This window comes from Mesorhizobium sp. M0998, from assembly GCF_040318885.1.
GTDB lineage: Bacteria > Pseudomonadota > Alphaproteobacteria > Rhizobiales > Rhizobiaceae > Mesorhizobium.
On record NZ_JAMYND010000026.1, the window covers coordinates 75570 to 88156 of the forward strand.

Here is a 12587-nt window from a genome sequence, read left to right on the forward strand (position 1 = left end):
GAAAGTTTCGCCGGCCCCGGTGAAGGACCCGCAAGGGGTGCGGTCACACGGCCTTTACCGCCAGCACCGCATTGGTGCCGCCGAAGGCGAAGCTGTTGCTGATCGCGGTGCGCACGGTGCGTTCGCGCGCCACGTTCGGCGTGATGTCGAGATCGCAGTCGGCGTCGGCTTCCCGATAATTGGCGGTCGGCGGCACGATGCCTTCGCGGATCGCCATCACGCAGGCGATCATTTCCAGCGCGCCGGAGGCGCCGAGGCAGTGGGCGTGCATCGATTTGGTCGAGGACACCGAAAGCTTGTAGGCATGGCCGCCGAACACGCGTTTGATCGCCGCCGTCTCGATCTGATCGTTGGCCTTGGTGCCGGTGCCATGCGCGTTGAGATAGTCGACGTCCTCGGGATTGAGCCCGGCATCGACGAGGCAGAAGCGCATCGCCGCCTCAGGCCCTTCGATGGTTGGCGCGACGATATCGGAGGCGTCGGCGGAAAGGCCGACGCCGGCGATTTCGGCAAGGATGGCGGCGCCGCGCGCCATGGCATGCTCATATGTTTCCAGCACCACCATGCCGGCGCCTTCGCCGAGCACGAGCCCCTGGCGGTCGGCCGAAAACGGCCGGCAGGTGTCCGGCGACAGTACCCGCAGGGCCTCCCAGCCCTTGAGGATGCCCCAGACCAGCGGCGCATCGGTGCCGCCGGCGACCATGACGTCGGCCCGGCCGAGCCTGATCTGATCGACCGCCGAGGCAATGGCGTGGTTGGATGACGAGCAGGCAGAAGTGATGCCGAACACCGGCCCGCGCAGACCAAGATTCATGCTGACATGGCCGGCTGCAGCGCCCGGCATTACTTTCGGGACGGTGAAGATGCCGGCGCGGTTCTTGCCTTCGAGCAGGATGGCGCGATAGTTCTCTTCGATCGCCTCCCAGCCGCAGACGCCGACGCCGACGACGGTGCCCATCCGGTAGGTGTTGGCGGCGTGCGGGTTCAATCCCGCCTGCTGTGCCGCCTCCCGCGCGGCGATCGTCGCCAGAAGGCTGAAGCGGTCCATCGACACGACCTGCTTGCGGTCGATGCCGTGCTCGGGAAGCGCCTTGATTTCGCAGCCGACCTTGACCTTCAGATCATGCAGCAGCGGATTGTCGATCGCGCCGATTGCCGAACGGCCGGCGCGCATTTCATTCCAGATTGCCGGTGCGTTGGTGCCGAGCCCGCATAATCCGCCGATGCCCGTGATGACGACGCGCTTGTGCATTCAGTCAGGCTTTTTTCGCGATCAGCGCGCGAACCGCCTCGACCATGTCGCCGACATTCTTCAGATTGCTCCAGGCATCGACAGTGTTCATCTCGATTTCGATGCCATACTCTTCCTCGAGATCGAAGATGATCTCCGTCAGTTCCAGCGAATGGATGCCAAGGGCGGTCAGTTCGGTACTGGTGGTGATTTCCTCGCCGCCCGGCTCGGCATGAGCCTTGATCTTGGCGATGATATCGTTTGCCAGCTGGTCAGCCATTCGGTTTATTCCCCAACTCTGTCGTTTCCCGACGCCAACTGATCAGCGCCCCTTTTGTCCTCGATTACGTCGTCATCGTCGCCTTTTACCCCCGCCAGGCGCCGGTGACCGTACCAAGGTGGCTCCCTCTATAGAAACCGAAACGCTGTCAAGCAACAAGCTATATATCGACAAAGCCGCCGCAGTGCTTAACGTTGGTGTCGTGGATACGATCGCATATAGCTTGACTTCAGTGCCGCCGGCCCAGCGTGTTGCCGGCGTCGCGCGGCTTGGCTGCGACTGGAACGGAGGCCGCACGCGTCTTCGGCGTCTGTACCAGGACGGTTCAGCCAAGATCCGCATGCCGGCGGTCTCGGCCGATCCGCTCGAAGCCGTCCTGATCAACACCGCCGGTGGGCTGACCGGTGGCGACCGTCTCGCCTGGGAGGTCGATGTCGGTGCCGGCGCCTCCGCAACCATAACAACGCAGGCCTGCGAGAAAATCTATCGCGCCGCATCCGACCGCGCCGAAGTGCGGGTGCAGCTGACTGTCGGGGAAGACGGCCACATTGCCTGGCTGCCACAGGAAACCATCGTCTTCGACCGCTCGGCCTTTGCCCGCAGCCTTGACGTGGAGCTTGCCACCGGAGCCGAGGCGCTGATCCTGGAGGCTACCGTCTTCGGCCGCCTGGCCATGGGTGAACGGGCTTCGCAAGGCCATTTCCACGACCGCTGGCGCGTCCGCCAGGACGGGGCGCTGTTCCATGCAGAGGAGTTCCGCATCGGGCCGGACATTGCGGCCGCCTTGAACCGTCCCGCAGCGGCCGGCGGTGCTGTCGCCGTGGCGACGCTACTGATGGTGTCGCCACGGGCAGAGGCTTTGCTCGAGCCGGCCCGGGGCATAGTCGGCGGCCAGGGCGGCGTCAGTTTCTGGAGCGTGCGGAAATCTGGCAAGCTTCTTGCGAGGCTGTTCGCCGAGGACGGCTACCAGCTCCGCAAGCGGCTGGTGCCGCTTGTCGAATTGCTCAACGGACGGGCGGGCCTGCCCAAATTATGGTCACTCTGATCTCGATTGTGCCACCGCAGGAAAAAGCATGAATCTGACGCCGAGGGAGAAAGACAAGCTGCTGATCGCCATGGCGGCGATCGTGGCCCGCAAGCGGCTCGAACGCGGCGTCAAGCTCAATCATCCGGAAGCGATCGCGCTGATCACCGATTTCGTCGTCGAGGGTGCCCGCGACGGCCGCGCGGTCGCCGAGCTGATGGAGGCCGGCGCCCATGTCGTCACCCGGGCCCAGGTGATGGAAGGCATTGCAGAAATGATCCACGATGTGCAGGTCGAGGCGACGTTTCCAGACGGCACCAAGCTGGTGACCGTGCACGAGCCGATCAGATAACACCCCCAAGGAGAGGAAAATGCTTGAGCTGCGTCCCAACTGCGAGTGCTGCGACAAGGATCTGCCGCCCGATGCGACGGATGCGGTGATCTGCACCTTCGAATGCACCTTTTGCGCCGACTGCGCACAAAACGTGCTCGGCGGCGCCTGTCCGAATTGCGGCGGCAACTTCTCGGCCCGCCCGATCCGTCCGGCAGCGCTGCTGAAGAAATATCCGGCCTCCACCAAGCGCGTCCTCAAGGCAGAAGGCTGTGGTCCGGCCCGCAAGGCCGCCTGATCCTGCGACCGTGAAACGGAAGGCAATCAATGATCCCCGGCGAAATCATCACGGCAGGCGGCGAGATCGAACTGAACAAGGGTCTGGCGACGGTCACCTTGAAGGTAGCCAACAGCGGCGACCGGCCGATCCAGGTAGGCAGCCATTATCATTTCTTCGAGACCAATGAGGGACTGAGATTCGATCGCGACAAGGCCCGCGGCATGCGCCTCGACATCGCTGCCGGCACCGCCATGCGCTTCGAGCCCGGCCAAGAGCGCGACGTTACCCTGGTGCCGTTCGGCGGCAAGCGCGAGGTCTACGGATTTCAGCAGAAGATCATGGGCGCGCTGTGAGATCGAAGGCGTCGAGCAGTTTCGGCTCAGCCGGGCGGCTTGGCCGCCGCATAGATGACGACCTTTCCCGGATCGTCGAATTCCACCGCCAGAACGTCCTCGGTTTGCACTCGCCGCGAATCGATGGCGTTGAACAGCAATGCGTTCGCCTCGATCTCCTTGCGCAACTCGGCGATGTCGTCCCGATGTTGCCTGACCTTGTTTTCGATCACCGGCGGCGGGCCGCCTTCGGTGCGCGCGGCATCGGTAAGAAACACGATATCGACCTTGTCGAGCTTGGATGTCTTGCGCACGGCGGCGATGTTTTCACGCGTGCGGTCGATCGCCGAACTGACCTTGCCGGCTTCCGCATTTGTCTGGGTCTCTTCCTGGCCGACCTCCGAGCCGACGATCCGGTTGACGGTCTCGGCGCTGTCGAGGCTCTGCGCGTTCAGCGCGGCGTGCGGAATGCTGGCTGCCAGAAACGCGGTCGCGGCAATCCCATGCAGCCATCTGGTGTCGGAGAAGGTGGTGATCGCCATCGCTCGTTCTCAGGGTCCTATTCGAGGCTCGTGTCAGGGCGACAGGACCGAAACGTAACGTCCCCCGTGAAGGTTCCCTTTGCGATGCGGCGGGCTGGCCGGGCGCCGGCCCGCCGCCTCGTCTCGTCAGCTCGCTTTCTTGGTGATCAGCGTCAGCGCGCCATTGGTGCTCATGCTGGCGGCGATCACCTGCGCCGAGGTGAGCCCCTTGGCTTCGAGTGCGGATTTGACCTGCGGTGTCGCGTCGATCGAGCCGCGCAGTTTCTGCAGGTCGGCATCGCTGCGCTTGGCGATCACCTCGTTGACCTTGGCTTGAGTGTCCGCGGGCAGATCCTTGATATCGACGACGTTGATCGCCTGGATGGTGGGCGCCTGCGGCTGCGCCCCGGGCGCGGCAGGAGCAGGCGCAGCCGGCGCCGGACTGGGCTGCTGCGCAGGCTGTTGCTGGGCGCTGGCGGCGGTTGCGAGCACCAGCGTGGCGGCGGCTGCCAGAAGGGTCGTTTTGCGCATGGATGTTCCTTTCCATCGATTGGCAAATGGTCGTTTTGGGGTGGCCCGGCCACCTCAAACGCTAAATGGGATCGGAAAGTGTCGCTCAGCGGGTCATTGCGTGACCATAGGATGGCGGCAATGTGGGGCCCGGCTTCGACAAGCGGTATTTTCGGGCTGTATTTCGGGAGCAATTGCTGATGGCTAAAATCACCCGCGCCGCCTATGCGCAGATGTACGGCCCGACCGTCGGCGACAAGGTCCGGCTCGCCGACACCGAGCTGTTCATCGAGGTCGAAAGGGATCTCACTCTTCACGGCGAGGAGGTGAAGTTCGGCGGCGGCAAGGTCATCCGCGACGGCATGGGCCAGAGCCAGGTGTCGCGCGCGCAAGGCGCGGTCGACACCGTCATCACCAATGCGTTGGTCGTCGATGCCACCGCCGGTATCGTCAAGGCAGATATCGGCCTCAGGGACGGCCGTATCGCCGCGATCGGCAAGGCCGGCAATCCGGATACCCAAGGCGGCGTCACCATCATCATCGGTCCCGGCACCGAGATCATCGCCGGCGAGGGCAAGATCCTGACCGCCGGCGGCTTCGACGCGCATATCCACTTCATCTGCCCGCAGCAGATCGAGGAAGCGCTGATGTCGGGCATCACCACCATGCTCGGCGGCGGCACCGGCCCGGCGCACGGCACGCTGGCGACCACCTGCACGCCTGGGCCGTGGCATCTGGCGCGCATGATCCAGTCTTTCGACGCCTTCCCTATGAATATCGGCCTGTCGGGCAAGGGCAACGCGTCCCTGCCTGCCGCGCTCGAGGAGATGGTGCTCGCCGGCGCCTGCTCGCTGAAGCTGCACGAGGACTGGGGCACGACGCCGGCTGCAATCGACTGCTGCCTGTCGGTCGCCGACGATTACGACGTGCAGGTGATGATCCACACCGACACGCTGAACGAGTCCGGCTTCGTCGAAAACACGGTCGCGGCGATCAAGGGCCGCACCATCCATGCCTTCCACACCGAAGGCGCCGGCGGCGGCCACGCACCTGATATCATCAAGGTCTGCGGCCTGCCCAACGTCATTCCGTCCTCGACCAATCCGACCCGCCCCTACACGGTCAACACGCTGGCCGAACACCTCGACATGCTGATGGTCTGTCACCATCTGTCGCCGTCGATCCCCGAAGATATCGCCTTTGCCGAGAGCCGCATCCGCAAGGAAACCATCGCCGCCGAAGACATTCTGCACGACATCGGCGCCTTCTCGATCATCTCGTCGGACAGCCAGGCCATGGGCCGTGTCGGCGAAGTGGCGATCCGCTGCTGGCAGACCGCCGACAAGATGAAGCGGCAGCGCGGTTCGCTGCCGCAGGAGACCGGCGACAACGACAATTTCCGCGTCCGCCGCTACATCGCCAAATACACCATCAATCCGGCCATCGCGCATGGCCTGTCGAAGGACATCGGCTCGGTGGCGGTGGGAAAACGCGCCGACCTCGTGCTGTGGAATCCGGCCTTTTTCGGCGTCAAGCCGGACATGGTGCTGATCGGCGGCATGATCGCCGCCGCCCCGATGGGCGATCCCAACGCCTCGATCCCGACGCCGCAGCCGATGCATTACCGGCCGATGTTCGGGGCCTACGGCAAGGCGATGACCAATTCGTCGGTGACCTTCGTCTCGAAGGCCGCGCTCGACGCCGGCCTGCGCGGCAGGCTCGGCGTCGACAAGCAGATGGTCGCGGTCGAAAACACCCGCGGCGGCATCGGCAAGCATTCGATGGTGCTCAATGCCGCCACGCCGCATGTCGAGGTCGACCCCGAAACCTATGAGGTCCGCGCCGACGGCGAACTCTTGACCTGCGAGCCAGCAACCGTGCTACCGATGGCGCAAAGGTACTTTTTGTTTTGAGGTGATGCGTGTTCTGGCGCACAAGCTCCCCGCTGGACGCCGACGACGAGGAGTGGCAGCTCGATTGCTGGGGTTGGCTGCTCAGGCATTTCGGCGGGGCAGCCGCGCTGCGCAAACGTTCGCTGATCTTGCCAACACGAGCATTTTTCACCCCCTCTGAAGAACAGGGGCACGCCGCTGCATCGCACTATTTCGGGCAGGTGGCGGCATATTTTGGCATCGATGCGGCCTGCTTCAATCTCGTGCCACAGGAAGATTCAATCGATCCGGTTTTGGGACCGCTTCAGGTCCTTCAGGACGCGCCGCGGGAGCCTGCCGGGACCTTCTCCGTGTCCCGGGGCGGTGCCATGACAATCACCTACAATTCGGCGATCGTTCCCAAGCCCATGAAGCTCATTACGACGTTCGCGCATGAGATTTGTCATCCATTGCTGTTCTCGGTGCCTGAAGAACCGCCGGGCGGCACCGAGATGGAGGAGTTCGCAACCGATCTCGCGGTCACCTTCTTCGGCTTTGGTATCTTCAATTCCAACACTGCGGCGAGTTTCACTCAGTACCGCGACACCGCCACCGGCACGCAAGGCTGGTCCTTCGAGCGACAAGGCTATCTGTCGCCAGCGGAACGCGCCTTTGCGCTGGCGCTGTTCATCCAGGCGCGCGGTCAGGGAATACAGGACGCGCGCGAGTATCTGGATTCCGGGCCGTTGGCCTATTTTCGCAAGGCAACGAAGTATCTGGCGCAGACCCCGTCCATTTCATCCGATCTGCTTGCGGCGCACCAATAGCCAAGGTCTCAACGGACTCAAGATTCGAACGGCAGGTCAGCGCAGCAGAAACCGGTTTTCACTTTTCAGATCACAATCTAGAACGCCAAATGTAGAACATGCCGCGCCAGGCCTATGGACCCGCAACTCCCCTACGCCCACGACATTTTCCCGCATATCCGCATCGTCCTGGGCATGGTGATCGGCCTCGGCGTCACCCGCCTGCTGTCGGGGGTCGCCCGCATCGTCCAGCATCCCGGCCAATACCGGCTCTATCCCGTGCACCTCGCCTGGGTTGCGTCGGTGCTTTTGCTGGTGCATTTCTGGTGGTGGGAGTTCGGCCTGTTCCAGATCGAGAATTGGACCTTCGGCAAATACCTGTTCATCATCTTCTACGCCGTCACGCTGTTCCTGCTCTGCGCGCTGCTGTTTCCGGATTCGATGCTGGACTACACCAGCTATGAGGATTTCTTTTATTCGCGCCGGGCCTGGTTCTTCGGCCTGCTGGCGGCGACCTATCTGCTCGACGTGATCGATACGCTGCTGAAAGGGCCGGAGCATTTCGCCCATTTCGGCGTCGAATATCTGATCCGCACGCCGGTTTTCGTCGCGCTTTGCGTCATTGCGATCCTGCTGCGCGACCGCCGCTTTCACATCGCCTTTGTCGCCGGCGCGCTCGTCTATCAGATATCGTTCATCCTGCGGCTCTTCGACACGATCGTCTGAGCCCCATTGGGGCGGCGGACGCGATAGGCTAGGCTTTTTGGGAGAGGCAGTTTTTACATGAAGCTCGATATTCGCACCGACTTCACCAAATTCCCGCGCGCCGTCTCCGTCCTGGCCGCAGGCGAAGCCGGAACCACCACGCCATACGACAGTGCGGTGCTTGCCCATGACGAGCGGCATCTGCGCCGTCGCGCCATCGAAACGGCCCGTAACGACAAGGTGCTGGTCGACCTGCCCGAACCGGTGACCTTGAACCATGGCGACCGGCTGGTGCTGGAGGATGGCCGCCACATCGAGATCATCGCGGCCGAGGAGCCGCTCTACGATATCAGGGCCAGCGACCCTGTCCATCTGGCCGAACTTGCCTGGCATATCGGCAACCGTCATCTCGCGGCAAGCATCGAGGCTGGCCGAATCCTCATTCTGCGCAACCATGTCATCAAGGCGATGCTGGAAGGGCTGGGCGCCACGGTGAGCGACGTCTCCGAGCCATTCAAGCCGGTGCGCGGCGCTTATTCCGGCCATGGCCATTCTCACGCCGAGGCGCATGCGCACAGCCATGCCGAAGCGCACTCCCATACCCATAGCGAATCGCATTCCCATAGCCATTCGCACGACCATGACCATGACTGACCAGCCTTCCGACGTTGCCCAGCCTTCCAATATTGCTTTGTTGCGGCTGATGGCGTGGCTGTCGCCTTCCTTCCCGGTCGGCGGCTTTTCCTACAGCCATGGTCTCGAGCAAGCCGTGCATGCCGGGCTGGTTGCCGACAGCAAAGAGCTCGCCGCGTGGCTGGAAACGCTGGTCGAGATGGGTTCGGGCTGGAATGATGCGGTGCTGTTTGCCGAAAGCTGGCGCAGGGCGCACGAAACCGGCGATCTCGATGAAATCGTCGCCCTTGCAGAAGCTCTGGCAGGCTCGCGCGAGCGCCATGCCGAGACCATGCTGCAGGGCGCTGCTTTCCTGAAGGCGGCCATCGCCTGGCCGTGCCAGGTGCTGGATCGCCTGCCGGCCGAATGTGCCTATTGCGTTGCCGTCGGCGCCGTTGCCGGCGATCACGGCATTGCGCTGCGGGACGCCCTGGCGGCCTTTCTGCAGGCCTTCTTCTCCAATCTCGTCCAGGCTGCGATCCGGCTTGGCATCGCTGGCCAGAGTGCCGCGATGACGCTACTGGCCGCCTTCGAACCGCTTGCCCTGGCCACGGCCGACCGCGCTGCCGGCTCGACCCTCGATGATCTCGGCGGCTGCGCTTTCATCTCCGACGTCACGGCGATGAAGCACGAGGCCCAGTATTCGCGGCTGTTCCGCTCATGATCGTCCTCGCTTTCGCCCTCTCGCTCGTCCTGCTGTTGATCACAGCACTGCATGTTTATTGGGGCATTGGCGGCATCTGGCCGGGCAGGGACGCTGCCTCCTGCGCCCGCGCGGTGGTCGGCTTCCGTGGCGTCGACGAAATGCCGGCGCCCTTCGCCAGCTTCGCCGTCGCCGCATGCCTGGGCCTGGCGACGCTGTGGCCGATGGCGCTCGAAGGCGTGTTTGCCACGCCCTTTCCCAAGGCCGGGCTCGCCGCCACAGCGCTGCTCATCGCACTGGTCTTCCTGGCGCGCGGCATTGCCGGCTTCACGCCTTGGTGGCGCCGGCTGACGCCCGAGCAGCCTTTCGTGCGGCTCGATCTGCGTTATTATTCGCCGCTGTGCCTGCTGATCGGGCTTGGCTTTGCCATTCTTGCCCTCACGGAGTTCCCCGCATGATATCACCCAACGGTCCTCTTCGCGTCGGCATCGGCGGTCCGGTCGGCTCGGGCAAGACGACGCTCACCGAAAAGCTTTGCAAGGCGCTGCGTGACGAGTTCTCGATCGCCGTCGTCACCAACGACATCTACACCAAGGAAGACGCCATGATGCTGGCCCGGCTGCAGGCGCTCCCTGAGGATCGCATCATCGGCGTCGAGACCGGCGGCTGCCCGCACACCGCCATTCGCGAGGACGCCTCGATCAATCTGCAGGCGATCGCCGAGATGACCAAAAAATTCCCGGATCTCGATGTCGTCTTCATCGAATCGGGCGGCGACAACCTCGCCGCCACTTTCTCGCCGGACCTTGCCGACCTGACGCTCTATGTCATCTCGGTTTGCCAAGGCGAGGAGATTCCGCGCAAGGGCGGACCGGCGATCACCCGGTCCGATTTCCTGGTCATCAACAAGAGCGACCTTGCGCCCTATGTGAACGTCAATCTCGACATCATGGAACGCGACGCTGCCCGCATGCGCGGCAAACGGCCGTTCGGCTTCACCGACCTGTCGCGCGGCAAGGGGCTTCAGGAGGTGATAGATTTCATCGTCGAGCATGGCGGGCTGAGAGCTGGCACTGCCACCAGCACGGCGGCATAGCAATCGCGTTCGCCTGCACCAAACGAAACCGGTTGCGCGCGTTCCAGTCGCGCGGCATCCTCGCCTCTTCACAGAGGTTACGATGAGCATCGCCCGCCTGCAGAAGGAAGTGCTGACCAACCTGCCGTTCTATGAGGAGCGCGTCGATCTCGCTTGCGCCTTCCGCTGGACGGCGCGGCTCAACATGCACGAGGCGGTGGCCAATCATTTTTCGCTGGCGGTCAACGACGATGGCTCGCAATTCCTGATGAACCCCAACCAGGTGCATTTCTCGCGCATCAAGGCGAGCGATCTGCTTCTGATCGACGCCAATGATCCCGACACGCTGGTCGGCCCGAATGCGCCTGACCCGACGGCGTGGGGCCTGCATGGTGCCATCCATCGCAACGTGCGTCATGCGCGCTGCGTCATGCATGTTCACTCGATCCACGCCACCGTGCTTGCCTCGCTCGCCGACTCGACGCTGCCGCCGGTCGACCAGAACTCGGCGATCTTCTTCAACCGCCATGTCGTCGACGCTCATTATGGCGGGCTGGCCTTCGAGGAAGAGGGCGAGCGCTGCTCCCAGCTTCTTGTCGACCCGAAGGTCAAGGTGATGGTGATGGGCAACCATGGCGTGCTGGTCATCGGCGACAGCGTCGCCGACACCTTCAACCGCATGTTCTATTTCGAGCGCGCCGCCGAAACCTATATCAAGGCGCTGTGGACCGGCCGGCCGCTGCGGGTACTGTCGGATGAGATCGCGGAGAAAGCGGCAACGGAACAGGAAGACTATCCCGGCCAGGCCGAGCGCCACCTTTCCGAACTGAAGGCGATCCTCGACGAGCAGGAGCCTGCCTACCGGAGTTGAGCGCGGTCCGGCCGAGCCTGGCTTAAAGCCCCAACTGAGCCCGCAATTCGTCGGCGCTGTTGATGACAATCGCCCCCGGCGGTCCTTCCATGGGCACCTCCGGCCAGAAGATCGTCTTCATTCCCGCTGCCAGCCCCGCCGTGGCGCCGGTCACGCTGTCGTCGACCGCCACGGCCTTGGCGGGATCGACGTCGGCCAACCAGGCGGCGCGCAGGAAAGGTTCGGCATGCGGCTTGCCTTCACGCACGTCGTTGCGGCTGACCGTCTTCATGCCGGGATATACGAGGCCTACGGCGCGCAGATTGGCATCGACGATCAGTCTGTCCGAGTTGGACACCACCGCTTGCGGCACGCCAAGCGCGCGCAGCTCATTGAAAATCTCGATCGCGCCGGTGCGTGGCGTCAGCGTTTCGGCCATCGGCAGATAGTGATCGTATTTGCGCACGATCCAGTCGTCGAAAGGCAGGTCGAGGCCGAACTCGTCGCGCAGCATTTCGTAGACCGGCCATGCGGCGATGCCGAGCACGCGCTCATGCAGGTCGGCCGGCGGCGCGATGCCGACGCTGTGCAGCGCCGCAATCAGCGCCGCCTCGTGCAGCGGCTCGCTGTCGACCAGCGTGCCGTCCATATCCCAGAAAACCGCTTTCGGCGTCATGCAAGGCTCCATTCTCAAAAAATTCCTTAAAGCGTTTAGCGCGCGAGATAAACCGCCGCGTCCCCGCTAATGCATGTCGCGCAAAGTGTGCAGCGGTTTTGCGATGATGACATGCATAAAAAGGAACCTAAAACGCGTCGCATGAGGCCGATCGAACGCAACGCGCTTTAGAACCGGGATTGGTGCAACCTCGACAGCCTTGCTGTTGCAACGAGACTGGGTCGACTTGTCACTTCGCTCCAAATACCAAGTTTCATCACTAAGCAATTGCTCTTACAATAGGCAATTGCGCGCAAGTTCATTCCCTGCGAAACTACTGCGCTCCGCCTCTTTTGCTCGGCGGGGTTGGGAGGCAGGAACTTGAATTCGCGGCAGGACAGCGGCGGCAACAGGCTGGACGACGCGGCGCGTGCCGGCTGGCTCTATTATGTCGCAGGCAACACCCAGGACCAGATCGCCGCCACGCTTGGCATCTCGCGGCAGACGGCGCAGCGGCTGGTGTCGCTCGCAGTCTCCGAAGGGCTGATCAAGGTGCGCGTCGACCATCCGATCGCCAATTGCCTCGACCTTGCGGCACGGCTGAAATCGCGCTTTGCGCTTGATCTGGTCGAGGTGGTGCCGAGCGACCCTTCTTCTTCCTCCACCGTCATCGGCGTCGCCGAGGCGGCGGCGGCCGAGATCGAACGGCGGCTGCGGTCGCGGGGGGGGGGGGGGGGGGGGGGGGGGCGCGGGGGCGGGGGGGGGGGCGGGGGGGGTCCGCGGGCGCGGGGGGGGGTCGGG

The 12587-nt window shown here is 63.6% G+C and carries 18 protein-coding genes; 13 read left to right on the forward strand and 5 right to left on the reverse strand.

Features of this window, described 5'->3' with window-relative positions; translation table 11 throughout:
- Positions 1-43: 43 nt before the first annotated feature.
- Both NKH59_RS22965 and NKH59_RS22970 read right to left on the reverse strand, forming a co-directional pair.
- Entirely contained in the window at positions 44-1252 is a 1209-nt protein-coding gene (locus NKH59_RS22965) for a beta-ketoacyl-[acyl-carrier-protein] synthase family protein (RefSeq protein WP_352455913.1), read from the reverse strand.
- Positions 1253-1256: 4 nt separating this feature from the next.
- The gene (locus NKH59_RS22970) at positions 1257-1511 is read right to left on the reverse strand and encodes an acyl carrier protein (RefSeq protein ID WP_023677013.1); all 255 of its coding nucleotides are present in this window, start codon (positions 1509-1511) and stop codon (positions 1257-1259) included.
- Positions 1512-1734: 223 nt separating this feature from the next.
- Between NKH59_RS22970 and NKH59_RS22975 the strand changes: the two genes are divergently transcribed.
- Genes NKH59_RS22975 through NKH59_RS22990 form a run of 4 tightly spaced genes read left to right on the forward strand, consistent with a single transcriptional unit; the run spans position 1735 to position 3499 of the window.
- Complete coding sequence (locus NKH59_RS22975; RefSeq protein WP_502908713.1) at positions 1735-2556, forward strand: urease accessory protein UreD; 822 nt, start codon at positions 1735-1737, stop codon at positions 2554-2556.
- A gap of 28 nt (positions 2557-2584) precedes the next feature.
- Entirely contained in the window at positions 2585-2887 is a 303-nt protein-coding gene (locus NKH59_RS22980) for an urease subunit gamma (RefSeq protein WP_023677011.1), read from the forward strand.
- Positions 2888-2906: 19 nt separating this feature from the next.
- Positions 2907-3164: a DUF1272 domain-containing protein gene (locus NKH59_RS22985; RefSeq protein ID WP_352492190.1), complete on the forward strand. Its 258-nt coding sequence runs from the start codon at positions 2907-2909 to the stop codon at positions 3162-3164.
- A gap of 29 nt (positions 3165-3193) precedes the next feature.
- Positions 3194-3499: an urease subunit beta gene (locus tag NKH59_RS22990; protein ID WP_353023165.1), complete on the forward strand. Its 306-nt coding sequence runs from the start codon at positions 3194-3196 to the stop codon at positions 3497-3499.
- A gap of 26 nt (positions 3500-3525) precedes the next feature.
- Here NKH59_RS22990 and NKH59_RS22995 read toward each other — a convergent pair whose 3' ends face one another.
- Together NKH59_RS22995 and NKH59_RS23000 are read right to left on the reverse strand one after the other, a co-directional pair.
- Positions 3526-4020 (reverse strand): hypothetical protein, encoded by a 495-nt coding sequence (locus NKH59_RS22995; protein WP_353023167.1) that lies wholly within the window; start codon positions 4018-4020, stop codon positions 3526-3528.
- Positions 4021-4146: 126 nt separating this feature from the next.
- Complete coding sequence (locus NKH59_RS23000; protein WP_023677006.1) at positions 4147-4530, reverse strand: hypothetical protein; 384 nt, start codon at positions 4528-4530, stop codon at positions 4147-4149.
- Between the two features lie 179 nt (positions 4531-4709).
- Here NKH59_RS23000 and ureC point away from each other — a divergent pair, with 179 nt between their 5' ends.
- The 8 genes from ureC to NKH59_RS23040 all read left to right on the forward strand — a co-directional run bounded on the left by ureC (position 4710) and on the right by NKH59_RS23040 (position 11152).
- Positions 4710-6422, forward strand: coding sequence for an urease subunit alpha (gene ureC / locus NKH59_RS23005; protein ID WP_502908714.1), 1713 nt, complete (start codon positions 4710-4712; stop codon positions 6420-6422).
- 8 nt (positions 6423-6430) lie between these two features.
- On the forward strand, positions 6431-7207 hold the full coding sequence (locus tag NKH59_RS23010; RefSeq protein WP_353023168.1) for a hypothetical protein: 777 nt from the start codon (positions 6431-6433) through the stop codon (positions 7205-7207).
- A 114-nt stretch (positions 7208-7321) separates the two neighbouring features.
- Positions 7322-7912 carry a hypothetical protein gene (locus NKH59_RS23015; protein WP_353023170.1) on the forward strand — a complete coding sequence of 197 codons (591 nt, stop codon included), beginning with the start codon at positions 7322-7324 and terminating at the stop codon, positions 7910-7912.
- A gap of 57 nt (positions 7913-7969) precedes the next feature.
- Entirely contained in the window at positions 7970-8545 is a 576-nt protein-coding gene (locus NKH59_RS23020; RefSeq protein WP_353023172.1) for an urease accessory protein UreE, read from the forward strand.
- Positions 8532-9227: an urease accessory protein UreF gene (locus NKH59_RS23025; RefSeq protein WP_502908715.1), complete on the forward strand. Its 696-nt coding sequence runs from the start codon at positions 8532-8534 to the stop codon at positions 9225-9227. Before NKH59_RS23020 ends, NKH59_RS23025 begins: the two co-directional genes overlap by 14 nt.
- Positions 9224-9664, forward strand: coding sequence for a DUF3995 domain-containing protein (locus tag NKH59_RS23030; RefSeq protein ID WP_352474738.1), 441 nt, complete (start codon positions 9224-9226; stop codon positions 9662-9664). The genes NKH59_RS23025 and NKH59_RS23030 overlap by 4 nt, the downstream gene beginning before the upstream one ends.
- Complete coding sequence (gene ureG, locus NKH59_RS23035; RefSeq protein ID WP_352709115.1) at positions 9661-10302, forward strand: urease accessory protein UreG; 642 nt, start codon at positions 9661-9663, stop codon at positions 10300-10302. Before NKH59_RS23030 ends, ureG begins: the two co-directional genes overlap by 4 nt.
- Positions 10303-10384: 82 nt before the next feature.
- Positions 10385-11152: a class II aldolase and adducin N-terminal domain-containing protein gene (locus tag NKH59_RS23040; protein WP_353023176.1), complete on the forward strand. Its 768-nt coding sequence runs from the start codon at positions 10385-10387 to the stop codon at positions 11150-11152.
- Positions 11153-11174: 22 nt separating this feature from the next.
- Here the strand turns inward: NKH59_RS23040 and NKH59_RS23045 are convergent, their stop codons facing one another.
- Positions 11175-11807 (reverse strand): HAD family hydrolase, encoded by a 633-nt coding sequence (locus NKH59_RS23045; RefSeq protein WP_352821537.1) that lies wholly within the window; start codon positions 11805-11807, stop codon positions 11175-11177.
- A gap of 360 nt (positions 11808-12167) precedes the next feature.
- Here NKH59_RS23045 and NKH59_RS23050 point away from each other — a divergent pair.
- On the forward strand, positions 12168-12587 hold a 420-nt coding region (locus NKH59_RS23050), incomplete at its 3' end, for a helix-turn-helix domain-containing protein (RefSeq protein WP_353023178.1).